We start from the raw sequence: 24,377 nt of genomic DNA, 5'->3' as shown, positions 1-24,377 counted from the left end.
TTTATAACACGTTTTAATAGTTTTCTCCTGTTTGTTAAGAAAAACGCCGTTCCTTTTTAAATCTATGCAACACTTATTTTGAAAATTGAAACGGGGGATAGCGTTGATTCTCTGCCGAAAAACCGTTATCTTTGCAAAGATATCGCAATTGTTTACTCTAAATAAAAAAGAAAAGGAGAGAACCGTGAACGAAGAAGAAATCGTCCTCACCCCGATGATGAAACAGTTTCTGGATTTGAAAGCACAACATCCGGATGCAGTGATGCTGTTTCGTTGCGGCGACTTTTATGAAACATATTCTACGGATGCCATCGTCGCATCCGAAATTTTAGGAATCACACTGACAAAACGTGCCAACGGAAAAGGAAAAACTGTTGAGATGGCGGGATTCCCCCACCATGCTCTCGATACATATCTCCCGAAACTGGTTCGTGCCGGAAAACGTGTCGCCATCTGTGACCAGTTGGAAGACCCGAAAATGACCAAGAAGTTGGTGAAACGGGGGATTACCGAACTGGTGACTCCGGGTGTTTCCATCAATGACAATGTATTAAATTATAAGGAGAACAACTTTCTGGCTGCCGTCCATTTCGGAAAGGCTTCCTGTGGAGTTGCTTTTCTCGATATATCTACCGGTGAATTTCTTACGGCGGAAGGCCCTTTTGACTATGTGGACAAACTGCTGAATAACTTCGCTCCGAAAGAGATTCTTTTTGAACGTGGCAAGCGCCTGATGTTTGAGGGAAATTTCGGCAGCAAGTTCTTTACCTTCGAGCTGGACGACTGGGTATTTACGGAGACTACTGCCCGTGAGAAGTTGCTGAAACATTTTGAAACGAAGAATCTGAAAGGGTTCGGCGTGGAGCATTTGAAGAATGGTATCATTGCTTCCGGTGCCATCCTGCAATACCTGACGATGACACAGCATACGCAGATTGGGCATATCACTTCTCTGGCTCGTATTGAGGAAGATAAATACGTTCGTCTGGATAAATTCACGGTGCGCAGCCTTGAGTTGATTGGTAATATGAATGATGGCGGAAGCAGCCTGATTAATGTCATCGACCGGACCATCAGCCCGATGGGTGCACGTCTGCTGAAACGTTGGATGGTCTTTCCGCTAAAAGATGAGAAGCCTATCAATGAACGGTTGAATGTCGTGGAGTATTTCTTCCGCCAACCGGACTTTAAGGAACTGATTGAAGAGCAGTTGCATATGATAGGAGACTTGGAACGTATCATTTCCAAAGTAGCCGTTGGGCGTGTATCACCTCGTGAAGTGGTGCAGTTGAAAGTTGCCTTGCAGGCTATCGAGCCGATAAAGGAGGCATGTATGGAAGCTGATAACGCCAGTCTGAACCGAATCGGCGAGCAACTGAATCTTTGTATTTCTATCCGTGACCGGATAGCCAAAGAGATTAATAATGACCCGCCATTATTGATTAATAAGGGTGGCGTGATTCAAAATGGGGTGAACGCGGATTTGGACGAGTTACGCCAAATCTCCTATTCCGGAAAAGATTACTTGCTCAAAATACAGCAGCGCGAAAGCGAACGGACGGGTATTCCGAGCTTGAAAGTAGCTTATAATAATGTATTCGGTTATTATATCGAAGTCCGTAATGTGCATAAGGATAAGGTTCCACCCGAATGGATTCGCAAACAGACGTTGGTCAACGCAGAGCGTTATATCACGCAGGAACTGAAAGAATACGAAGAGAAGATTTTGGGAGCGGAGGATAAGATTCTGGTTCTGGAAACGCAGCTATATACGGATTTGGTACAGGCATTGATGGAATTTATTCCTCAGATACAGATTAACGCGAATCAGATTGCCCGCCTGGACTGTCTTTTGTCATTCGCCAATGTGGCTCGTGAGAATCGTTATATCCGTCCGATTATTGAGGATAATGATGTACTGGATATTCGTCAGGGGCGTCATCCGGTGATTGAAAAGCAACTTCCGATTGGCGAGAAGTATATTGCCAATGATGTAATGCTGGACAACACTACCCAGCAGATTATCATAATAACTGGTCCCAATATGGCCGGTAAGTCGGCACTCCTGCGTCAGACTGCACTGATTACGTTACTGGCGCAAATCGGTTCGTTCGTTCCTGCCGAAAGTGCCCATATCGGACTGGTGGATAAGATATTTACCCGTGTGGGAGCGAGCGATAATATATCAGTCGGTGAATCTACATTCATGGTGGAGATGAACGAAGCGGCGGATATTCTGAACAATGTTTCTTCCCGAAGCCTGGTGCTGTTTGACGAACTGGGACGCGGTACTTCTACTTATGATGGTATTTCCATTGCTTGGGCGATTGTAGAACATATCCATGAACATCCGAAAGCGAAAGCACGTACTTTATTTGCTACGCACTACCATGAATTGAACGAGATGGAGAAATCCTTCAAGCGTATCAAGAACTATAATGTATCGGTGAAAGAAGTGGATAACAAGGTAATCTTCCTTCGTAAACTGGAACGTGGCGGCAGCGAACACTCCTTCGGTATTCATGTGGCAAAGATGGCGGGTATGCCGAAAAGCATTGTGAAACGTGCGAATGAGATATTGAAACAGCTTGAATCTGATAATCGTCAACAGGGAATAGCAGGCAAGCCATTGGCGGAAGTGAGCGAGAACCGTGGCGGTATGCAGTTGAGCTTCTTCCAGTTGGATGACCCGATTCTTTGTCAGATTCGTGATGAGATATTGAACTTGGATGTGAATAATCTCACTCCGATTGAAGCACTGAATAAGCTGAATGATATAAAGAAGATAGTCAGGGGGAAATAAGGCGAAAATATAGGTAAATATGCCCTAGAGTATATTTTCGATCGTTTTCCTGACGTCAGGAAAATGGTATCCACTCTAACAAGAAAAGAGTAAATGATAAAAAAAGGGATTAGTGATTTAAACATCGCTAATCCCTTTTTCCGTTTCAGGCTACTTTCTTCTTCTTGTCATAGAAGAACATGAAGTAGACACCTATTATGATGAATGGAACGCTTAACCATTGTCCCATATTGAACATCATGCTGTTTTCAAAATCTTCCTGATTCTCTTTCAGGAACTCGATAAAGAAGCGGAAGGTGAAGATATACGTCAGACAGAGGCCGAAGAAGAAGCCGCGATGCAGTTTCTTGCTGTAATTCTTATACAGGTAAATCATGATGAAGAACAGGATAAGATAAGCGATGGCTTCGTAGAGTTGTCCCGGATGACGGGGTAGCATATCTACGCGCTCGAAAACGAATGCCCAGGGTACATCAGACGGTTTACCGATAATCTCAGAGTTCATCAGATTGGCAAGACGAATGAAGCAGGCCGTGATTGGCGTAGCTACGGCAATCATATCCAGCACATCCATATAATGAAGTTTCGTCTTACGGCAATACAGCCAAAGGGCAACTATCAATCCTAGTGTACCGCCATGGCTGGCAAGTCCTTCATATCCGGTGAATTTCCAGTTTCCGTCCGGCATGAATTTGATGGGAAGAATCATTTCCCAGAAGTGGGACAAGTAGTATCCCGGGTCATAGAACAGACAGTGTCCCAAGCGGGCACCAATCAGAATACCAAAGAAACAATAAAAGAAAAGCGGGTCGAACTTCTTCTCCTCTATCTTTTTATCCCGGTACTGGTAGTGAACAACCACATAAGCAAAGAATATTCCTACTGCCCACAATAATCCGTAATAACGGATAGAAATGCCGAACAGGTTGAATAGTTCGGGGTTCGGGTTCCAGTTGATGGATAATAGCATGGTATTCATTCTATATTGGATTAATGTTAATGATTAGATTCTTTGAATTTCTCCGCAACCATCCGGTAGGTTGGTATATCTACTCCTTGTTCCTCGGCTGCCGCAATCATGTCGAAGAGCAAGCCTTGTATCTCTGACTCGTGTCCGCGTGCCAAGTCTTTCTGCATGGAAGCGGTACTTTCGGGGTCGAGCTTGTCAATCACTTTCAGATTATAGCTGACGGGGTCTTCCGGAAATTCCACGCCAAGTTTCTTCCCTAAGGCAGCGCTTTCCGTAGAAAGTCCGATAAATGTATCCCGTACCTTTCCCGGTTTCTGCACTTCTCCCATCGGAACGTCGTAGTAAGCACCTGTTACAGCCATTGCGGAGATGAACGACCATTTGATGAATGTATCCCGGTTAATATCCGGTGAGAGGTCTACCTTTATGCCTGCTTCCTGCAATTCTTCCCGGATGGCTTCCAGTAATCCGGGTTTGACAACAGTGCCACGGTGAGCACCATATACCAGACGGAATATTTTGCCCATTTGGGTAATTTCCCCTGTGCCGGAAACGAAGCCTACGATATAGATACAACCATCCAGGACAGTCACTCCCGGAACAAGTTTCTGTATGCGCGGCCCTGTGCCATATACATTCAGAATAGGGATGACAACCGTGTCTTTGTGTGCTGCTCTTTTTATCAGTTCTACGATAGAATCGACCGAATAACCTTTCACGCATACAAATATCACATCTGCTTTCCCATTGAATTCTTCAGCCGTAGTTGCCGGAATCCGGAGCGTATGTTCGCCCTTCAAATCCGACTTCAGTTTCAGCCCGTTTGTCTGAATTGACTGCAAATGAGCTCCACGGGCAATACAAGTTACATCTTTGCCTGCCAGCGACAAGAATCCTGCGATACTGCCGCCTACACCTCCCGTTCCTGCAATGAGATATTTCATATGGTTAGCGAATTAGTAATTAATAAGTCGTTGATGATTACCGATAATCACACGTTGAAACGGAAATGCATGATGTCGCCATCCTGTACGACATATTCTTTTCCTTCCACACCCAGTTTACCGGCTTCCTTCACGGCTGCTTCCGAACCGTACTGGATATAATCTTCGTATTTGATAACTTCCGCACGGATAAAGCCTTTCTCAAAATCGGTGTGGATAACACCTGCGCATTGCGGAGCTTTCCAACCTTTTTCGTAAGTCCAGGCACGTACTTCCTGTACGCCGGCTGTGAAGTAAGTTTCAAGATTCAATAATTTATAAGCTGATTTGATAAGACGTGCCACGCCCGATTCTTCCAAACCTACCTCGGCAAGGAACATCTGACGGTCTTCGTACGTTTCCAGTTCGGCGATATCCGCTTCTGTCTTGGCTGCGACAACCAGGATTTCTGCATTCTCGTCTTTCACGGCTTCACGTACCATATCTACGTATTTGTTTCCGTTTACTGCGCTTGCTTCGTCTACGTTACAAACGTACATCACCGGCTTGCTGGTCAATAAGAACAGTTCACGGGCAATCTTCTGTTCGTCTTTCGTTTCGAAAGTGACGGTACGTGCCGATTTGCCCTGTTCTAAGGCTTCTTTGTATTGAACCAGTACATCGTAAGCCTGTTTTGCAGCCTTGTCACCACCAGTCTGTGCTTGTTTCTGCACCTTTTGGATGCGGCTTTCGATGGTTTCCAAATCCTTCAATTGAAGTTCGTAGTCGATGATTTCTTTGTCGCGGACAGGATTTATGCTTCCGTCTACGTGTGTCACGTTTTCATCGTCAAAGCAACGAAGTACGTGGATGATTGCATCCGTCTCACGGATATTGGCAAGGAACTTGTTTCCCAGTCCTTCACCTTTGCTTGCGCCTTTCACCAGTCCGGCGATATCTACGATTTCTACTGTTGTAGGGACGATTCTTTGGGGATGTACCAATTCAGCCAGCGCGTTCAGACGTTCGTCGGGAACGGTGATTACACCTACATTCGGTTCAATTGTACAGAAAGGGAAGTTTGCCGCTTGTGCTTTTGCGTTCGACAAACAGTTGAAAAGTGTTGACTTACCCACGTTCGGTAGTCCTACAATACCACATTGTAAAGCCATAATTATATATTATATTTCTTATTATCAATTAGTTATGTATCGTTGTAAAATGAACGAGTAACAAAATGGTAACAATATAAAGTTAAAAAAGAATAATTGCTCCTTTCACCTCGTTTTGGTGTGCAAAGATAATCAATTTTAGGCTAATGTGGTTATCTTCTTATACTTTCTCTTTTGGCTATTATTAGTTTTTAAGCGGAATCGTTATCTTTGCTCACATTAATGAAAACAGAGAATATTATGATAGATACAGAGTTTAAAGCTAAATTTGATAATATACAAAGATTATTTGACCGTTGCATTAACCATGCCTATGAAACTTTAGAAAGGAGCATTTATATGAAATCCAAATATCTAAATGCGGAGGAGATGGAAAAATTGGAACGACAAGAATATATTCGTATCGCTGATGAATTAGCGAGTTTATATATGCGTTATTCTGTACTAAGTGAGATACAGCGTTGTTATTTCATACATAACTTCTTTTGGGAAAGCGGATTTTATGAATCTATTAAACCTGATGAAAAAAGAAAATATCTCACGTTTTCTGTTACCTCATTTGAGTATTCCCAATACGAACAGGATAATACGGCTTATGACGAAGAGTTGCCATATTTTTCCGTAGTAGTAAGAGCTATTGTTTTAGAGAAATATTTGGCTTACTTGCGAGAAAAGAAAGAAGAAGAACCGCAAATAGTAGTAGAGCAATCACAGGAAGAGATTAACGTAGAACAAGAACAACCAATAATACAACCTCAGAAGGTAGTACGACCTGTTACCGATGATGAAAACCCGTTTGAATCGGTTTTGAATGATGGACAAATGACACTTTTAGTAGAATGTATCAATGAGGTTAAATTGTTTAATGCTTCTGTGTCTATTGACGATTTCAAAGCCATACTTGCCTGTAAGCCTAATGCAATTCTAAAGTCGAAGAATAACAGACATTTAGCCTATTTATTTTCAGGGTTATACTATAGAGATTTGATAACACCTAATTGGCAATCCGTAATTGCTAATAATCAGCTTTTTATTTCCTCACAGAAAGATAATTATCTTAATCAGAGTGATTTATCTTCTGCAGCCAATAGTGTAAAGGACATAGAAATTAGGGGAAAATACGCAACCATAGAAAGATACCTCAAACAAGTGAAAAAACTTTGAGAATAGGTTGATACCTCAAACATAGTCAATCCTCTATCAACCTTATATTCAATACATTTGCCCCCGTAATCGACTACAAGACACGGAGGGCATGCACTCCATATCATTTAATTTCTAATTCCTGATTGTATGGAGAAAAGTATTGAAACACGAGTTGCAGAACTCGAACAACAGATTTTTTTATGTAAGAATGTACTTAGTTTCGATGAAGCAAGTATGTTCCTTCACCTATCCAAGAGTTACCTTTATAAATTGACTTCGGGTAACCTGATACCTCATTATAAGCCGCAAGGCAAGATGCTTTATTTTGAAAAGGCAGAGTTGGAAACATGGCTTCGACAGAATCCTGTTAAGACACAGGCGCAAATTGAGCAGGAAGCGCAAGCCTATACCCTAAACCGTCCTTTAAAAAAGTAAAGCTATGGAAAATAAGATTGGGACAGGGGAAAAGAAGAAGGACATGAGCAAAGAAGATTTTGCAATCCTTTGGAAAACCATTCATTTGAAGGTAACCGACACTTACGATGTGCCGCCTGAAATACTTTGGGTAAACGGTTCAACTATCGGTACACTGGGAAATTTTAGCGCTTCGACAGGTAAAGCCAAGAGTAAGAAGACTTTCAATATATCTGCTATCGTGGCAGCAGCCTTGAAAAATGATGAAGTACTCCAGTACTCGGCATGTCTACCTGAGAACAAGCGTAAAATCTTGTACATAGATACAGAGCAGAGCAAATACCATTGTCATAAGGTGATGGAGCGTATTTGTCGACTGGCTGATATTCCCACCGATAAGGATAATAAGGACTTTATCTTTATTGTATTGAGAGAATATACACCTACCATGCGGAAACTGATAATAGACTACATGCTTAAGAATATGGAAGATATAGGACTTGTTATCATAGACGGCATTCGTGATTTGATGTATGATATTAATAGCCCCAGCGAATCATCCGAACTAATCAACCTTTTTATGAAGTGGTCGGGTGAATATAACTTACATATTCACACCGTGCTGCATTTAAACAAGGGAGATGACAATACACGAGGGCATATCGGAACGGAACTCAATAATAAGGCGGAAACTGTATTGCAGATAACAAAGAGTAGCCAAGATGTGAATATTAGTGAGGTAAAAGCAATGCACATCCGTGATAAAGACTTTGAACCGTTTGCATTTCGCATTAATGATGATGCTTTGCCCGAAGTTGTAAAGGACTATGCTTTTGAGCGTAGTAAACAAGAACGAGGGTTTTCATTGACGGAGCTAACAGAACAACAGCACCGACAGGCACTGGAAAAAGCCTTTGGAACACTTGTAATAGAGGGGTATACCAATGTGATAAAGGCATTGAAAGACGGTTACGCCAGCATTGGCTTTACGAGAGGAAAAAATGTTCTTGTGAACTTGAATACCTTTCTTAAAAATAAGCGGATGATAGTTAAAGAGGGCAGGGGATATAAGTACAACCCAAATTTCCACTACTAAGCAAGTTTATTTTGGTTTAGGTGTATATATAGCTGGAACAAACCGGATCAGTTTTAAACAAGTCTGGTTTGTTTCGGGTGTGTATATTGGAGAACTAAACCAAGCTTCCACTTGAAACCGTTTAGCTGTTTGGTTAACTAAACGGTTAAACAATCAATTAACTTACAAAATGAATAATCAAATGGATATACATACAGCAAAAAATATTCAATTAGCAGACTATCTGCAAAGTTTAGGCTACCACCCTGTAAAGAAACAAGGTAATAGCCTATGGTATAACTCACCATTCAGAGAAGAAAAAGAACCTTCTTTCAAAGTGAATCCTGACCGCAATTTGTGGTATGATTTCGGATTAGGTAAAGGTGGCAATATCATTGCACTGGCGCAAGAACTTTACGCATCTGACAGCGTGCCGTACCTTTTGGATAAGATTGCGCAGCAGGTATTACATGTCCGTCCTGTTTCTTTTTCTTTTCAGCAGCAATCCTCTACACAGCCGAGCTTTCAGCAGTTGGAAGTTATGCCGCTTTCTTCTCCTGCCTTGTATTCTTACTTGCAGGAGAGAGGAATAAATATGGAACTGGCAAAAAGAGAATGTAAGGAAGTTCGTTTTGTGAATAACGGCAAACAGTTCTTTGCCGTTGGTTTTCCGAATGCTTCGGGTGGGTACGAGGTGCGCAATAAGTATTTTAAAGGCTGTATCGCCCCCAAAGACATCACATATATACGGCAGACGGGAGAGCCGAGAGAAACCTGCTATATGTTCGAGGGGTTTATAGATTATCTTTCTTTCCTGACCCTACGGCAGAAGTCTTGTCCCACTAACCCCGACCTTGACAAGCAGGACTATATTATTTTGAACTCCGTTTCCAATCTATCCAAAGCATTGTACCCGTTAGGGAATTATGAGCATATACATTGCTTTTTCGATAACGATGCGGCAGGAATGAAAGCCGTGCAGGAATTGCATCGGGAATACGGCTATCGTGTCCGTGATTCTTCTCGTATCTACAGTAACTATAAGGATTTGAACGACTACCTTACGAGCAAAAAAATGTTGCAGCCGTTAGAGCTTCCAAAGCCGACCAAACAGACCGAAAGGCAGGTTCAGCAACTAGCCAAGAAGAAAAGCAAAGGTTTTAGGATGTAACTGCCGTACGCTCCTCACAGGCTTTTAAGTAAAGAAAAGCCATAGCTCAATAGGGCGTTTTCTTAACGCAGTGCAAGCACCGCTAAAAACACCCTATCGAGCAAAGGGGCAAAGCCCCTTTTGAAACCCCGTGAGCCATGCGGCAGGTATGCAGGGCAATCGGAATTGTCTAACAAAAAACGAATTTCAACATGGGATATTTTACCCTTGATTTCAAGAAAGCGAAGGGAGCGTCGGACGCCCGGATGTCCGACCACATCGAGCGCAGGGTGATAGCCTCGAATGTGGATTCCACACGTACACATCTTAATCGTGAACTGGTGGAACTTCCCGAAGGGGTGACGGTACGTGATGAAGCGATAGCACACCGCATCAGGTCGGCAGGTATCAAACGGAAGATTACCTCTGACCAAGTAAGAGCTATTCGTGTCATGATGTCGGGAACGCACGGGGATATGATGAAGATACAGCAAGACGGGCGTATGGATGAATGGTGCAATGACAGTATGAGGTGGCTGTACAAGACTTTTGGACGGGAAAACATCGTTTCCGCAGTCCTGCACATGGATGAAACCACACCGCACATACACGCCACGCTTGTACCGGTCGTGACGGGCGAGCGCAGAAAGGCGAAACAGAAGAAGCAGACGCAGGGCGGGCGCACTTACCGGAAGAAAGCGGATGCAGCCCGGCTGTGCGCCGATGACGTGCTGAACCGTGACAAGCTGACAGGCTACCATGACGACTACGCCAAAGTTATGGAGAAATACGGTTTGCAGCGTGGCGTGCGTGGCTCGGAAGCAAGGCATGTCACCACCGCCCAGTATTACCGTGATTTGAAGCGGCAGACGGGCGAACTTGAAACGGATGTACAACAACTTCAAAGCGAGAAGAAAGATGCGGATATGCAGCTAAAACAGGTCAAAAGAGAAATAGGCACGCAAAAGCTGGAAGCGGTCAAGACCGAAGCCAAAACCGCACTTATCGCAAAGGTAGGTTCTCTTTTGGGCAGTGGGGAAATCAAGGAACTCAAACAGGAGAACAGGCAACTGCATGAAGAAGTCGCCAGCCGTGACGAAAGTATAGTGAAGCTCCACGCCATGATGCGGGAGCAACGGGAGCAATCCCGCAGGGAACTCACGGAAGTACAGGGAAAGCACATCCGGGAACTGGACGAAACCCAAAAGCAGGTTTCACGGCTGGCACGGATGATTGAGAAGGCATGTGCGTGGTTGCCGCAACTCAAAGAACTTTTCCGTATGGAAAAGCTGTGCCGTGTCGTGGGGTTCTCGGCTGAACAGACCGCAAAACTGATGTGCGGGGAGAGGATAGAATACAGCGGCACGCTTTATTCGGAAGAACACAGGCGGAACTTCAAGGCGGAGAAGGTCACGGCACAGGTGTTTAAAAATACGGACGTGGATAGGAACAAGTTGTTCCTGCACATCAACGGACAAAGTATTTCCGACTGGTTCAAGGAGCAGTTTAACAAACTCTGCCGGAACATGCAGCCCAAACAGAAATTAAAAAGTGGAATGAAAATATAGAATATTGCATGGCATTTTTACAGGAAGGCGGATATTTATGCTTTTGAACATGTAGACACTAAAAAGCAGTTCAAAAAACATCTTTCTTCCTGATTTTTTTATATGTTTGGGAATCATATCAAACATTATAAAAAACAAAAGCCATGTATTCAGAAATAACCTTAGAAATAAACGGATATAGACGGGATATATTAAGGTATAATTATCGTTTTTCCCGTAACACAGACCTCAAAGGCAGACCTACTACGGGAGTATTAGACGGAAGTATATATATAGAAATGGAATCAAACGGGGATAGTTCCATTCTGGACATGATGCTTGTTGATATGAACAAACCTCGCCCCAGTTTCTTTTTCCGTGCGGAACCCGTTCCCGTTTCGGGAAGAATACGACACACCAAAGACGATATGATGCTTAGAGAGCTCGTTTTTGATGAAGCGTATATTAGTTGCTATGGCGAAACCATGAATGCGACAGGAAGCAGCCCCATGATTACCCACTTTCTCATATCCCCCACACGGCTGGATATTAATAGGACTATCAGACTGGACAGAAGAATTAAGACTACTTATGGATTTTGGTGGGAAGAATACAAGGAGGAGGAAAAAACTCCCACAAAAGTAGTAAACTATTCACCACCTTTGTTATTGGTGACTTCTGTAAAAGGAAAAGACACTGCTCTACCTTCTGACAAAATTAGATACCAAGTCACTGGATATAATTTATCCAATGTTAGTGAGAATGACCGCAAACGGGTAAAATGGATCGTTGAAGTGAATGGTAAAAAGGAGGTTCAGAATGGAACTGGTGAGGTGCTGGACTTATTTATAAAGGAAGACTGGGCAGGAGAAGAAATTGCCGTGATGCCTTATTTAAAACAAGAGACGAAAAAAGTATCTGCCATAACAATTGTAAAGAAAAGAATCGTAACGCTTTTTATTGGAGGTGCTGCTGACAAAAATAGCTATTATACGATAAGTCCTACCGAGCTAATAAAAGATGGTGCTGCGACACCCTATTTAAACTGGGTAAAGTCGGTGAAATCTATAGAACACTACACATTATATTTTGGTTATGAAGAAGTTTTTCGGGATGAACATGTTGCCGGATTATGCACATACATTGGCTCGACTAAAACACCCGTATACATAATAGGTCATAGTCTAGGGGGATGGAACGGAGCTCATTTGTCACAAATACTAACAGATAAAGGATTTCATATTGAAATGCTAATAACTTTAGATCCGGTTGGCAAAGGAGCAATGGTATGGGCAGCATCAGATATACATTATGAAATTCCGACCCCCAAAGCAGATTTCTGGATAAATATTTCAGCTATGCCTAACAAAGATGATTCTTCGGATGTAATAGCGGACTTTGGAGAAAGGTGGATTCCCGAGACAGGACCAGATGTAAATTATATATCGAAAGCGCATCATAGGGAAGTCAGGCGAATGTTTAATGAAAATATTTGTCAGGGTAAATCTGCATTCCAGTTGTTAAAAGAATATATAACGAAAAAACAATAATGTAATGCCTACTAAATACACTTTTATCAGTCTGTTTTTTCTAGCACTGTTAGCTATTGGTTGCAGCAATTTGGTTCAAATTCCTAAACTGGAATTTGTAAGTATAAGACATCCTATAGCGCAAGACACTATTTTATTTCCGGAAATGTCATATCCCTATTATTATATTCTCAGGTTTTCATCAGATGCGGATCTTGAAAAATGTGATCCTGATACAAAAGTACTTTTATTATATGCATCTGCTCAAAGGCAGGGGTTTCATTATTGTGATTTGTTTGACAGTAATGATTCGAGAGAAGAAGGGATAATAAACACGGTATCTGTAGAAAAAGTACAGGGAGGAAAAGGGAAATATTATTATGATGCCGCCTTTGCTCTTTCTCTACCCAAAGACGAACTTATAAATGTGAATGATACTATTTATTGTAAGATTTTCTTTGTTAGAATGTCTTGGAAGATAAATGAATCAGATGAAATGCTTATTCCAAAAGACAGCTTACGTATTTTTCTGGATGAAACAGATGAAAGGTATTTTCCTAGCGGTGAACTTAAAACTTCTTGGGATTCGTGCAACGTCAATTAGGGAAATACAATAGGAATGAATAACTATTCTTTCGCATCCATCTCCCATTCAAGAATGGATAGATTTATCGATTGGGACGCTAAAAAATAAGATTCAGGAAGAGATCTTAGGTGAGTAGATATTCATAAAGACAGATGTTTTGATAGTTCAGAAGATAATGAATTGATAAATCTTAAATCAGAAGCTTTCAGCGATTCTGCAAAAGTTTATTTTTGGGAATGTAATATTGGAGGGCAATTAACCAATAACGGAGAACATGTATTAGATATTACAGCTTGCATTCAAAAAAAGAACTCATATCACCTAAAGGATGTTTTGCTCAAAAGTTTGCTGAACATATTGCACATAGAAGTTATTGGCACAAATATAAAGACTATGACTATTATTATGATGTTTGGTTAATTATTCATTACGGATATGTCGGGTTAAGTGTCGGATTTGATGAAAAGACACTGTTGGGTGGTGCAGATTTAGCTCAAGTAATCGACAGTTCTGGTGAAAATGCGGAAGATACAGGTGATGATAAGACTTCTATAAAAATAGGGTTCGCTCTTTATTACAAGTACGGAAGATACGCCGAAGGTTTGACCGCTCAAGATATTTTAAATGCTCTCGATTCTTCAATGATGACAGAAAGTAAAAGGAAATACGTATGTTTAGAAAAATAAGACAACATAAAAAAAACTGTGGTTATCCATCCTGATGCTACTCGTATTATCTGTTTACCTGTATCAGGAATCTCGACCAACCGTCATTTTTCATACCTATAAGGAATCCGGTTACTTGGGAAAAGTATCCACGTTTAGTGGAAGTATTGACAAATTGTATATAAAAAATCATATTTCACAATATAGGCTGCCGCATATTTGGAATTGGGATGGAAAAGACGAGATAGCCTTCTTTACTAAAAATCATAATATTTTATTAATGAAAGAAGATATGGATTTCTGGAAACTGGATGTGTTTTTGGACGAAAATGGCTACTATAAAAGTCATAAGTTTAAAAGATATTTTTGGCGGAAGAATCAGGAACAAGATTAGATGGATCTGATTGAGAGGATATAAATGGTATTATAGTAAAATAGGTACTGGCGAAAAAGAAAAAAAATGTTTTTCTTTTCGCCAGTATTATTTCGTACCTTTGTTCAAGTGCAGAAAAAGAGAAAATAGATACAAAAGTTTACCACTTATCCTTGCTCTTATAATTGAAAATCTGCACTTCTATTTTTCTAAAATCGCCTAATTTGTATGCAAATTGCATGTTTAAGAAAATACAATTCAATGTTTTGATTTATATATATAACTAATAATTAGATGTTTAGATAGAAATAAAGTCGTTTGCATATTTAACACACAGATAAATCGTCCCTGAAAGGTCGATCATCCGCCAAACATTAGCAAATATTCGTATTCTAAGTTTAGTACGTCCCTTTGTTTATATATCCAAAACGGACTAAACCTATACCTATTGACAGCAAAATATATATGCTGGCGAAAAGAAAAAGACTATTTCTCTTTTCGCCAGTTTTGTTTTTGTGGTTGGGTGTCTTTTGTTACCTTTGCACATGAAGCCCACCATTAAGCGAATTTCTTCGTTTTTTTTGTTACTATTTTGTTACCCGCTATTAGTGATTTGTGGGCTTATTTGTTGATAATCAAATTTATACACCGAATGGTATATAATATATGGCAAAATATAGGAGCTTGCGAAAAGAAAAAGATTTTCTCTTTTCGCAAGTATCATTTTGAATTAATCTGTAAATGAAGGTATTAGGGCTATTGCCTTTTTTTTGCTTTCATCCACAATCTTAGCATATATTTGCGTAACTTGAATATTTGTATGTCCAAGTAATTTTGATACAGTATATAAATCTGCTCCAAGTGTAATCATCATGGTTGCATGGGTATGTCTTGAGACATGGAATGTAAGATGTTTGTCTATTCCTGCACTTTCTGCCCATTTTGGCAATATTTCATTTGTTCTGCCCAATGATATTAAATCAGCGAAAACTTTGTCTGTGGGCTTTGCATTGCCTTTAGGAGGCAGTTGTTTTACTGCTTCACCACTTAGTGGTATTGAGATTGCTATTTTAGTTTTTTGCTGTACCATATTGAGGGTATATTTTCCTTCACTGTCTTCCTTTAAGTCACCCCATGTTAAGGCAGCTACATCGCAATGGCGAATACCACAAAAACAGCAGAAGAGGAAAGCTCGTTTTACCGTGTTATTGCGGAAATCTGTTTTTACCAAAATTTTCAACTCGTCTATGGTGAGAAATTCTCGCTTGGCTTGTACTTGCTTAGGCTTATCTTCCAATTTTATTTTATCCATAGGATTAGCAGGTAAAATATCTTCTGTTACAGCATAATTGATGCAATAGCGAAGCATCTTGTAGTAGTGGGCACGTGTATTTGGGCTTACATATTTTTCTTTCTTACAATGTTGCTGTTTAGCTGTTTTTAGATATTCGACAAAACCAATAATGTATTCCTTGTCAAGTTGTTTAAATGTAATCCCTGTCTTATCGTATCGCTGCAAATGATGAATAAGGGTATTAGAGGTGACCTTTCTGCCTGTCTTTTCTACATCTTTATCAGCTATGTACTGGATATAGTCAATCAACTTGATGTTTGACTTATTTTTACTGTTGCTGAAGCCATAGCGGTTATTTTGTATCTCAACGATTTTTTGAGCTTTGATGGCGTTTGCCAATTTCATGGTTTCCGCATTACGGTTCTTGGTTGCACGGTCTTTTTCTGGAACAAGATAGAGTTTTAGAAATTCATAGTTTCTTTTTCCATCTACATAGATGTCCAAGTAAATAGATTCATTTCCATTGTTCAGTTTCTTGGTTCTGATACGGATTGGCTCTTTTATTTTCACTTCTTTGCTCATGGTTAATTCTTGTTTGATACAGTAGCAAAGATAGAAAATATTTTTGTTTTTGAGTAACAAACGAGTAACAGAAGTAACAAGAAACAAGGGTGAGGAAGGGAAAAATGAAGTAACAACAGAAAATGATAAATGAATGTAATATGTTGATATATAGTATATTTATATTCTTTTGTTACTCTTTTGTTATTTTGAATATGGCATTACCATTATTCCACATTGCAATGCCATATTAATCTATTATTACTTTTGTTACCAAGTTGCTCATTTAAGTTTGCAAAGATAATCATTTTTGAACTAATAAAGGAAACTTGGTGCACTTTCTGTCTTTTCCCCTTATTCCCGGCTACTTCCTATCGGAAAGTTAAGCCGGAAGAATAAGGGGAGAAAGTATTCATTTCATTACTACTCACAAGGCGGCACTTCGGAAATACTACCGTACCGGTGGTATTCGAAAGAGATGCTTTGTTCCTGGATATAGTGCAGCAACTCGATGCGTCCTTGCTTAACGGGCGGTGCTGTCGCAATGTACATATCATATTCCGCAGCCACTTCATACATTTCTTTGGGAATATTGGGCGAACAAGTCCGTATTCTTGCATAATCTATCATCACTTCCAGAAATTTCTCCATTGACTCTTCCCTTAGTTTGCAACCGGCTTCGGCAAGTGCGGCGCTACGGTTGTCTGTCGGGTCGAAGCTGATGGCGAGCGGTGTTCCGCAGGTCTTTGCCGCATAGGCAATCATCAATGCTTCCTCGTCCGTATCCTCCGGGAATAGACGCAGAATCATTTCATACAGAGGCAGATAACGGAAAAGATTCTGTTCCCCGTATAGCTTGTTGATGTCTTTGGCTTTTGAGAATTCTTCCTGCCAGGCTTTCTCGTAGCTTTGTTTATAATCAGTCTTGCTGTCCGGCTTGTCTGTGATTTCTACAAAGCAAGTGCAATAATTGGGGCCGCCCGCTTTGAGGCCGCCACCAAAAGCGGACATATTCATTCCGCCGAATGGCTGACGGTTGACGATTGCTCCCGTAATTCCCCGGTTGATATACAGGTTTCCTGCCGATAGGGTGTCCTTCCACAGTTTTTGTTCAGCTTCGTCGAGGCTCTGCAATCCTGAAGTTAATCCGTAGTACAGGTCATTGACCAGGTCAATACCTTCTTCGAGACTATCAATGCAGCCGACACTTAGTAGCGGGCCGAATAACTCGGTGCAGAAAGAGAAGCTCCCCGATTTTACTCCCCATTTTACGGTGGGAGCCAATATATATTCTTTCTCGTCGATAAAGCGGGGTGGAACCAGCCACGACTCTCCCGGTTTGAGTTTAAAGGCTTTCAGCAGTTTGTCATTCTTGTTGGTAATCATCGGGCCTACCACATTTCCGGCATTCCAGACACTGCCTGTTTTCAGACTTGTTGCCGCATCTTTCAGTTTGCTTTGGAAGTTCTCATCTTCGTAGACCGAGCGTTCTACCAACAACAGTGAGCAGGCGGAACATTTCTGTCCGGCATTGCCGAAGGCGGAAGCGACGGTATTCATGATAGCATGGTCGCGGTCGCCCGATGCCGTGAGGATAATGGCGTTTTTGCCACCGGTTTCTGCGGATAGGGGAGTTGCCGGAGCAGTCTTCGCGATATTTTGGGCGGTATCTGTGCCGCCTGTCAGGATAATATGCTTGATGGCGGGAGCAGTAGTCAGTACTTTCAGTGCTTCCCGATTGGTAATGATGACCTGTAATGCTTCTTTGGGCACTCCTGCCTCCCAAAATGCCTTGGCAAACATCCAGGCAACCGGAGCTGCCACAGTAGCAGGTTTCAGGATAACCGTGTTTCCGCCTGCCAATCCCGCTACTATACCACCTACGGGGATAGCGCAAGGAAAATTCCAGGGAGAAATAACCAATATCGTTCCCTTCGGCTTCATCTCTATATCATCCAATACGGCAAACTTCTTCATCGCCGTCGTATAGAAACGGGCATAATCTACCGCTTCCGAAACTTCCACATCACCCTCAATCACCGTTTTACCCGTCACGGCACACATACAACCTATCAGGTCGCCCCTCATGTCTGCCAACCGGTTGGATGCTTCGTACATAATCCGATGCCGTTCTTCCAGTGTAGTCTTTCTCCATCCGGCAGGGTCTGCTTCTGCAATCCCGATAATCTTTTCCACTTGCCCACTGTCCGCTTGTGACATTTCACAGATACAGACTTCATCATTCTGGCAACGGTCGAGGTATTTATAACGGCTTTCGCATACTACCGTTTCCGCACCTATCTGTAACGGAATAATTTCCGGTTCTTCCGTGCCGTTTTTCTTCCATTTGGCGAAGATACGACGTACCCATTCCTGATTCTGTGACAAATCGAAATCCGTATCCGGTTCATTCTTCATCATATCCGACGGCGCGACGGGAGTATAAGGAAGATTACGATTCTGGATACGTGGCGATACATGAGTAATAGTATCTTTCATCGCATACGCATCTTCAAACTGCTTCGCAAGGAAATCCCATTCTTTCGTATTCGGTTTCAGATTGAAAGAGTGAGTCAGGAAGTTGTCAGGTGCCGTGTTTTCATCCATCCGGCGGACAAGATAAGAAACTGCATTCAGGAAATGCTCGTTCTTTACCACCGGGGTATAGAGAATCACCCGATTGCCAAGCATAGACTGGGCACGCCATAGATGATTGGCCATTCCTTCCAGCATTTCAAATGTCATATATTCGGCTGTGCCGTACTTCTGAGCTGACAAATAAGCGTAAGCGATAGAGAACAGATTATGAGAAGCTACGCCAAGATGCAATGCCTTGGCATTTTCGGGCATCAATGCCCGTTCCAACAGGTGCAGATAGTTGGCGTCCACTTCCGTCTTGGAAGGGAGAATCGGATTCGGCCAACCTCTCAGGGAAGAAATAACCGTTTCCATCTCCAGGTTACAGCCTTTTACAAGGCGCATCTTGATAGGAGCACCGCCTTCCGCTATGCGGGCTTTGGCAAATTCCAACAATTCCGTCTGGAAATCATGGGCATCCGGCAGATAAGCTTGAACGACGATTCCCGCAGAGTAATTCTTAAACTGTGGCAAACTAAGCACAGTCTTGAAAAGACGCAATGTGAAATGCGCGTCTTTGTATTCTTCCATGTCCAGATTGATGAATTTGGACTGTTTTGCTCCGGTTTCGTCTATATACGGAAAATCAATAGCCTTCTGATAAAGCGCAGACATTCGTGAGACGAGTTCAGGAAAACTTTCCTCATAATTCAGGGCATGGGTCTGAGCGTATATTCCCGATATTTTCACAGAGATATAATTAATATCGGGTGATTCCAGCGCTTCTAAATAATGGTGGTAACGATGGTCGGCTTCCCCGTTGCCAAGCACTACTTCACCCAGCAGATTTACGTTCTGCCCGATTTTCTCTTGTGCACGGGTAGCCAGATGCTTTGTGAGTTGCGGACGTTCCTCATTGATGATGACTTGCGAGGTATCCATGCGCAAACGCTTTTTGATAATCGGGATAGCGATAAAGTCGAAATGATAGCCGAATGCCTGATACATTTTGAAGAGGAAAGCATCCCGTTTATTCAGAAATTCGGGTACGCCGTATTGGTCGAGAAGAGTCTTGATGCGTTTGGCGAGTATCTTCCGGTCACGGATTTGCGAGGATTCGTCAAGCATCTTGACCAGGAACTTCTTGTCCTGCGGACGTTGCACCATGACGGCGTATTTATGCTGTTCCCGGCGTTCGGCTTCCGTGATAGTTTGCTCACAGGTGTTATACAGTTTGACTACCCAATCCTGTACTTCGGTAAGGGTTGGTTGAAATTGTTTGTCCATAAGAATCTGAATTATGTAGATTGTGGAAAATAAGAAAAAAGAATCTCAAATTGCAATTTACATATCACGGAAGGTGGGGCTGAACATAACAGCACGGTAGCGATGCAGGGTTTGCAACGCTTGCTGCGAGAAGCGGTCGAACAGATACTGTTGTTTCATATTCGTCGTTTTTTAGAGTTATTAGAAACGAAAGGCTTACACTTATCACAAAGATAAAAATAAATTGTTGATTTTCAAGTAAAAAGGAGAAGAAAATGCAACTGCGCTAAATTCGAATTTCAAAAGATATTCCTTTCAATACTCTAATGGGCTAATTCAGCCCAATCCTTTTCTACTATAAAGTTTAAATGCACAATTATCTTGCACCTTACACTTTTGCTATTTATCTATCTGATATAATGTGAATTGAGTAAGTGCAAGATAGGGTTGCAGATAGTGTAAGATACCTTTATCTTACACTCAGTGTGAAGTTCAAAAAGCACCTCTATAATTTCAAAAAGGTACGTAGTAATTTTCTGAATCTATGCATAGAATGACTTGTTCATGCCTGCGAACAATCTGTTTTATGCCTTGAAACAAAGTGTTTGCTATAGGGAAACAAAGTGTTTCAAGCCTTTGAACAGATTGTTTCGAGCCTATAAACACTTTGTTTCAAGCGCTTGAAACAAAATTGAACTGTACTTGAAACAAAACAAACTATGCACCAACAGGAAATAATCTATGTGGTAATCACAGAAGAAACAACAGTGCAAGATAAAAGGTATCTTACACTATCTGCAACCCTATCTTGCACTCGCATAATTTTCTATATATCAAGCATATAAACAGCAAAAGTGCAAGGTGTAAGATGTTTTGACGTTTTCAACTTATTGTAGAACAGAAGATGAAGTAGATATTTGGCTCATTCCAGCGCCCAAAATGAATCTTTCAGCTAAAGAGGAACAGACTGGATTAAAGTGTACTCAATCTCGTTTCTAATGGAATTTACAAAAATAAGGGGAACAGCCGGATAAATCCATTTGCTCCCCTTCAGGTCTCGCTAAGCCTTGATAAAATTTCGTAAAAGGCAAGTAGCAACACCTGAATGTTGCGTTTTCGACTTTATAGCCGTCAGACGCCCCGTCTGATTTTACTTGTCTGTATAGTTATTACAAGACTGTGTCTCGTACCTTTTGCAAACGTATAGACATAAAAAAAGCGGAAGGGTATTTACCTATCCGCAAATGAGGGAGTCGAAGCCCTTGCACACAAACAGGAAACACCCCCCGCCTATTGTGCAGGGAGCATTCGTCTGTTTTCATGTGTGCTTGATAATTTCGACTTTTCATTTGCACAGAAACCAGCTAAACGCTTTTTTATTCAAAATGTAAATACATGTCGCGCTACGACCATGCAAAGATAAGAAATTATTGAATCAATAGCCGTCCGGCACTTTCTTTTTTCATTCAATAGCTTGATTTTCTTTTTTTCGGGTATAACCGTTTCGAGAATATTAGTATTTGGCTTGATATTTCTTATAGAAAATCAGGAACAGAGTAAACCCAATCAGTGCGAAAGGAACACCCGTGAGGGCAGGATAACGATAGCCTTCACTGACAGCTAATCCGCCTGCATAAGCACCGATAGCATTTCCCAAGTTGAATGCAACCTGTACGCAAGCGGCTCCCAACATCTCACCGCCTTTTGATACACGGATAATCAATATTTGTTCAGGGCTGGATACGGCAAACAGCCCTGCCGTACAAAGACACATTAGCAAAGCTGCCGCCCATTTGTAAGGCGAAAGGAAGAATATAAGCAACAGCATAATGCAGATAAGTGCTTGCGCAGCGGTTCCCACTTTTCCGGGAGTATAACGGTCGGAGAGGCGTCCGCTAATCAGATTTCCCATTACCATTCCGAAGCCGGCAAGAATCATTAAAGGAGTAATACTTTCGGCAGAGAAACCGGAAACATGTGTCAGCATGGGATTAATATAGCTATACCAGCAGAATACACCCCCATTTCCTAATGCCGTAGCACCGAGAATCAGCCACGGCGCCGGAGTTTTAAGAAAGCGGAATTGTCCCTTGAAACCTGTATCTTTCAATCCTTCCACGTGAGGAACCCAACGCCAGATATAATACAAGATAACAACTCCCCAAATACCTACCAACAGGAAAGTGGCACGCCAGGAAAGCATAGTGCTTAGGGAAGTTCCCAGCGGTACACCGAAAAGGTTGGCAATAGTCATTCCGGCAATCATAATCGAGACAGCTTCCGAACCTTTTCCCTTGTCAGCCAGTCTTTCGGCAACAATGGAACCCACGCCGAAGTACGCTCCATGAGGCAGACCGGAGATAAAGCGGGCAGCAAGCAACACCCAATAATTGGGAGCCATAGCCGCGCAAATATTACCTATCATAATCAAGGTAACTAATACTAAGAGAATATGTTTCAACGGATATTTACGAGCCAGTGTCAGTACAGGTGCGCCAACACAAACGCCTAAGGCGTAAGCTGAAATGAAATGTCCCGCCATAGGGATGCTGATACCTAAATCTTTTGCCACGTCGGGCAATATTCCCATCATTACAAATTCGGCAATACCTAATCCAAGCGTACCGAATGCCAATGCAATAAGACTTTTCTTCATACGAAACTATACCTGATACTGTTACTTTTTACCTTAATTATCTGCCGCTGCTTTTTTCGGCTGCAAAGGTAAAACAAAATCAGTCAGAGTGAGTTCGCACGGATAATTTTTGATTTAAATCAATTTGTATAATATCAGTCTAAATGGAAGGTAATACACATTTGATGGGCTTATTGTTTTTTTATCCAATCGGTAATATCTTTCAATACTTCCGGACTGATAGTCTCTTCCAGTTGTCCATATTCAGCCAATGTACCTTTTTCGCAGGTCTGAAACAGATGGTTTAAGTTCGGATAGGCTTTTACCGTTACATTCTTATTCCCGTTTTCGCTGATTCTTTGCTGAATAGCCGTAAGGTTCATAGCCGCATCCACTTGAATATCCTTTTCTCCGTTTAGGGCAAGTACCGGACATTTTACTTTTTTCATGGCTTTAGCCGGGTCATACCTCATAAAGTGGAGATACCAGGGTGAGGTCATAGAACTTATCTGGGCGGAAATCTGCTGTATGGTATTCAGGTCTTTCAGTTGCTCGGGTGACATGGTTTTGGTAACGTCCGCATACAGTTCTTTTTGAAGTTCGTCTGTTGTCTTATCCGTTTGTTGCAGTATGGCATACCTGTTTCGTATCGACGGTTTTGTTCCTTGCCAAAGCGCATCCGGCATTCCCTGGGACTTAGAAATCATCTCTACTTGTTTCAGCATCAGGCTGTCACCTCTTACACCGGCTCCTGCCAATGAAACAACAAATGCAATCGACGGGTCTTTGGCAGCCACGATGAATGCTATGATTCCGCCTGCGCTATGCCCGATAATACCAATCTTTTTTGCATTTATTTCTTTTCTGCTGCGCAGGTAATTGATAGCGGCTTCCGTATCCGTTGCGAAATCCTTGTTGGTAGCTGTTGCATGGTTGCCTTGTGAAGCGGCTGTGCCACGGTCGTCACAGCGCAATACGGCGATTCCGTTCCTCGTCAGATAATCGGCGATGACGAGGAAAGGCTTGTGTCCCATAATCTCCTCATCCCGGTTCTGCGCACCGCTTCCTGTCACCATCACTACTGCCGGAAATTTATTTCCTTTTTCGGGAAGGGTTAATGTCCCCGCAAGGTTGATTCCGTCCTGCTCATTTCTTACCGTGACTTCTTCACTCTTGTAAGGGAAAGGCGGTTGAGGCTCCTGCGGACGTTTGGGGCGGCCTGCTTCTCCCTTTTCCAGGTTCAACGGGATAGGCATTCCCTGTGTGAATGTTCCGGTTATTGTATGATTACTGCTCAATTTACCTTTGTAGGAAGCATGGATAGAAGGTATCTGAATCGTCACTATGGAGTCCTTGAAAGAAGTGGATTGCGTCTTTATGCCGTTGGCTCCCTGGTCGGGGCTGTCGAGTGTTGCCACATAAGCTCCTTGTTCCGTTTGATTGATGTGGAATACGATAGTCAGCGAGCCGGTGGGGACAGTTAGTTTTCCGTGCCAGGTGCCCGAAATATCCTGGGCAGATATGGAAGATGAGAAGAACAGTCCGGTCAGTAACCCGGTAATGGCAATAACAATATAGATAGCTTTCAATATTTTCATAAGAGAAAAAATTAGATGGTTGTAATGATAGCTGTATGATATGTACAAAGATAACGGTTTTTCTCATTATAAAAAATAAGACATTACTCTATT

Annotated in this window: 16 protein-coding genes; 9 read left to right on the top strand and 7 right to left on the bottom strand. The window is 42.0% G+C overall.

Translation table 11 applies throughout. From position 1 onward, the window contains the following. Nucleotides 1-214 precede the first annotated feature (214 nt). Nucleotides 215-2,803, top strand: coding sequence for a DNA mismatch repair protein MutS (gene mutS / locus BacF7301_RS04695; RefSeq protein WP_167967102.1), 2,589 nt, complete (start codon nt 215-217; stop codon nt 2,801-2,803). A 145-nt stretch (nt 2,804-2,948) separates the two neighbouring features. On the opposite strand, the gene lgt is transcribed toward mutS, so the two are convergent. The 3 genes from lgt to ychF are packed head-to-tail and all read right to left on the bottom strand — an operon-like array spanning nt 2,949 to nt 5,868. Next, on the bottom strand, nt 2,949-3,782 hold the full coding sequence (lgt, locus tag BacF7301_RS04690) for a prolipoprotein diacylglyceryl transferase (protein WP_167960690.1): 834 nt from the start codon (nt 3,780-3,782) through the stop codon (nt 2,949-2,951). Between the two features lie 17 nt (nt 3,783-3,799). Next, the gene (locus BacF7301_RS04685) at nt 3,800-4,717 is read right to left on the bottom strand and encodes a ketopantoate reductase family protein (RefSeq protein WP_167960688.1); all 918 of its coding nucleotides are present in this window, start codon (nt 4,715-4,717) and stop codon (nt 3,800-3,802) included. Nucleotides 4,718-4,764: 47 nt separating this feature from the next. Next, entirely contained in the window at nt 4,765-5,868 is a 1,104-nt protein-coding gene (gene ychF / locus BacF7301_RS04680; RefSeq protein WP_167960686.1) for a redox-regulated ATPase YchF, read from the bottom strand. 240 nt (nt 5,869-6,108) lie between these two features. Here ychF and BacF7301_RS04675 point away from each other — a divergent pair, with 240 nt between their 5' ends. The 8 genes from BacF7301_RS04675 to BacF7301_RS04640 all read left to right on the top strand — a co-directional run bounded on the left by BacF7301_RS04675 (nt 6,109) and on the right by BacF7301_RS04640 (nt 14,001). Further along, on the top strand, nt 6,109-7,032 hold the full coding sequence (locus BacF7301_RS04675; RefSeq protein ID WP_167960684.1) for a hypothetical protein: 924 nt from the start codon (nt 6,109-6,111) through the stop codon (nt 7,030-7,032). 129 nt (nt 7,033-7,161) lie between these two features. Continuing rightward, the gene (locus BacF7301_RS04670) at nt 7,162-7,449 is read left to right on the top strand and encodes a helix-turn-helix domain-containing protein (protein ID WP_167960682.1); all 288 of its coding nucleotides are present in this window, start codon (nt 7,162-7,164) and stop codon (nt 7,447-7,449) included. A gap of 4 nt (nt 7,450-7,453) precedes the next feature. Then, nucleotides 7,454-8,524, top strand: a complete 1,071-nt coding sequence (locus tag BacF7301_RS04665) for an AAA family ATPase (protein WP_167960680.1) — start codon at nt 7,454-7,456, stop codon at nt 8,522-8,524. Nucleotides 8,525-8,705: 181 nt separating this feature from the next. Continuing rightward, a complete protein-coding gene (locus tag BacF7301_RS04660; RefSeq protein ID WP_167960678.1) occupies nt 8,706-9,674 on the top strand; it encodes a DUF8464 domain-containing protein in 969 nt (322 codons plus the stop codon). Nucleotides 9,675-9,865: 191 nt separating this feature from the next. Then, nucleotides 9,866-11,221: a MobV family relaxase gene (mobV, locus tag BacF7301_RS04655; RefSeq protein ID WP_167960676.1), complete on the top strand. Its 1,356-nt coding sequence runs from the start codon at nt 9,866-9,868 to the stop codon at nt 11,219-11,221. Nucleotides 11,222-11,364: 143 nt separating this feature from the next. Next, the gene (gene tssD, locus BacF7301_RS25810) at nt 11,365-12,750 is read left to right on the top strand and encodes a type VI secretion system tube protein TssD (RefSeq protein ID WP_209319502.1); all 1,386 of its coding nucleotides are present in this window, start codon (nt 11,365-11,367) and stop codon (nt 12,748-12,750) included. A 4-nt stretch (nt 12,751-12,754) separates the two neighbouring features. Beyond that, the gene (locus BacF7301_RS04645; protein WP_167960674.1) at nt 12,755-13,333 is read left to right on the top strand and encodes a hypothetical protein; all 579 of its coding nucleotides are present in this window, start codon (nt 12,755-12,757) and stop codon (nt 13,331-13,333) included. Nucleotides 13,334-13,608: 275 nt separating this feature from the next. Then, a complete protein-coding gene (locus tag BacF7301_RS04640) occupies nt 13,609-14,001 on the top strand; it encodes a polymorphic toxin type 44 domain-containing protein (RefSeq protein WP_167960672.1) in 393 nt (130 codons plus the stop codon). A 1,082-nt stretch (nt 14,002-15,083) separates the two neighbouring features. Here BacF7301_RS04640 and BacF7301_RS04635 read toward each other — a convergent pair. The 4 genes from BacF7301_RS04635 to BacF7301_RS04620 all read right to left on the bottom strand — a co-directional run bounded on the left by BacF7301_RS04635 (nt 15,084) and on the right by BacF7301_RS04620 (nt 24,284). After that, nucleotides 15,084-16,229: a site-specific integrase gene (locus tag BacF7301_RS04635; protein ID WP_167960670.1), complete on the bottom strand. Its 1,146-nt coding sequence runs from the start codon at nt 16,227-16,229 to the stop codon at nt 15,084-15,086. A 402-nt stretch (nt 16,230-16,631) separates the two neighbouring features. Then, nucleotides 16,632-20,072, bottom strand: a complete 3,441-nt coding sequence (locus tag BacF7301_RS04630) for a bifunctional proline dehydrogenase/L-glutamate gamma-semialdehyde dehydrogenase (RefSeq protein WP_167960668.1) — start codon at nt 20,070-20,072, stop codon at nt 16,632-16,634. A gap of 1,492 nt (nt 20,073-21,564) precedes the next feature. Further along, nucleotides 21,565-22,707 carry an MFS transporter AraJ gene (gene araJ, locus BacF7301_RS04625; RefSeq protein WP_167960665.1) on the bottom strand — a complete coding sequence of 381 codons (1,143 nt, stop codon included), beginning with the start codon at nt 22,705-22,707 and terminating at the stop codon, nt 21,565-21,567. Between the two features lie 170 nt (nt 22,708-22,877). Next, nucleotides 22,878-24,284: an alpha/beta hydrolase family protein gene (locus tag BacF7301_RS04620; RefSeq protein ID WP_167960663.1), complete on the bottom strand. Its 1,407-nt coding sequence runs from the start codon at nt 24,282-24,284 to the stop codon at nt 22,878-22,880. Between the last annotated feature and the right edge of the window lie 93 nt (nt 24,285-24,377).

This window comes from Bacteroides faecium (genome assembly GCF_012113595.1).
Lineage (GTDB): Bacteria > Bacteroidota > Bacteroidia > Bacteroidales > Bacteroidaceae > Bacteroides > Bacteroides faecium.
Note: the sequence above shows the minus strand (reverse complement) of the source record. Positions and strands in the feature narration are given on the sequence as shown.

What these genes read in the sequence shown, in the direction of transcription:
- BacF7301_RS04635 (WP_167960670.1), bottom strand. Translation starts at nt 16,229, where the DNA reads ATGAGCAAAGAAGTGAAAATAAAAGAGCCAATCCGTATCAGAACCAAG.
- tssD (WP_209319502.1), top strand. Translation starts at nt 11,365, where the DNA reads ATGTATTCAGAAATAACCTTAGAAATAAACGGATATAGACGGGATATA.
- BacF7301_RS04645 (WP_167960674.1), top strand. Translation starts at nt 12,755, where the DNA reads ATGCCTACTAAATACACTTTTATCAGTCTGTTTTTTCTAGCACTGTTA.
- lgt (WP_167960690.1), bottom strand. Translation starts at nt 3,782, where the DNA reads ATGAATACCATGCTATTATCCATCAACTGGAACCCGAACCCCGAACTA.
- BacF7301_RS04660 (WP_167960678.1), top strand. Translation starts at nt 8,706, where the DNA reads ATGGATATACATACAGCAAAAAATATTCAATTAGCAGACTATCTGCAA.
- BacF7301_RS04630 (WP_167960668.1), bottom strand. Translation starts at nt 20,072, where the DNA reads ATGGACAAACAATTTCAACCAACCCTTACCGAAGTACAGGATTGGGTA.
- mobV (WP_167960676.1), top strand. Translation starts at nt 9,866, where the DNA reads ATGGGATATTTTACCCTTGATTTCAAGAAAGCGAAGGGAGCGTCGGAC.
- BacF7301_RS04675 (WP_167960684.1), top strand. Translation starts at nt 6,109, where the DNA reads ATGATAGATACAGAGTTTAAAGCTAAATTTGATAATATACAAAGATTA.
- BacF7301_RS04670 (WP_167960682.1), top strand. Translation starts at nt 7,162, where the DNA reads ATGGAGAAAAGTATTGAAACACGAGTTGCAGAACTCGAACAACAGATT.
- mutS (WP_167967102.1), top strand. Translation starts at nt 215, where the DNA reads ATGATGAAACAGTTTCTGGATTTGAAAGCACAACATCCGGATGCAGTG.
- BacF7301_RS04685 (WP_167960688.1), bottom strand. Translation starts at nt 4,717, where the DNA reads ATGAAATATCTCATTGCAGGAACGGGAGGTGTAGGCGGCAGTATCGCA.
- BacF7301_RS04665 (WP_167960680.1), top strand. Translation starts at nt 7,454, where the DNA reads ATGGAAAATAAGATTGGGACAGGGGAAAAGAAGAAGGACATGAGCAAA.
- BacF7301_RS04620 (WP_167960663.1), bottom strand. Translation starts at nt 24,284, where the DNA reads ATGAAAATATTGAAAGCTATCTATATTGTTATTGCCATTACCGGGTTA.
- ychF (WP_167960686.1), bottom strand. Translation starts at nt 5,868, where the DNA reads ATGGCTTTACAATGTGGTATTGTAGGACTACCGAACGTGGGTAAGTCA.
- araJ (WP_167960665.1), bottom strand. Translation starts at nt 22,707, where the DNA reads ATGAAGAAAAGTCTTATTGCATTGGCATTCGGTACGCTTGGATTAGGT.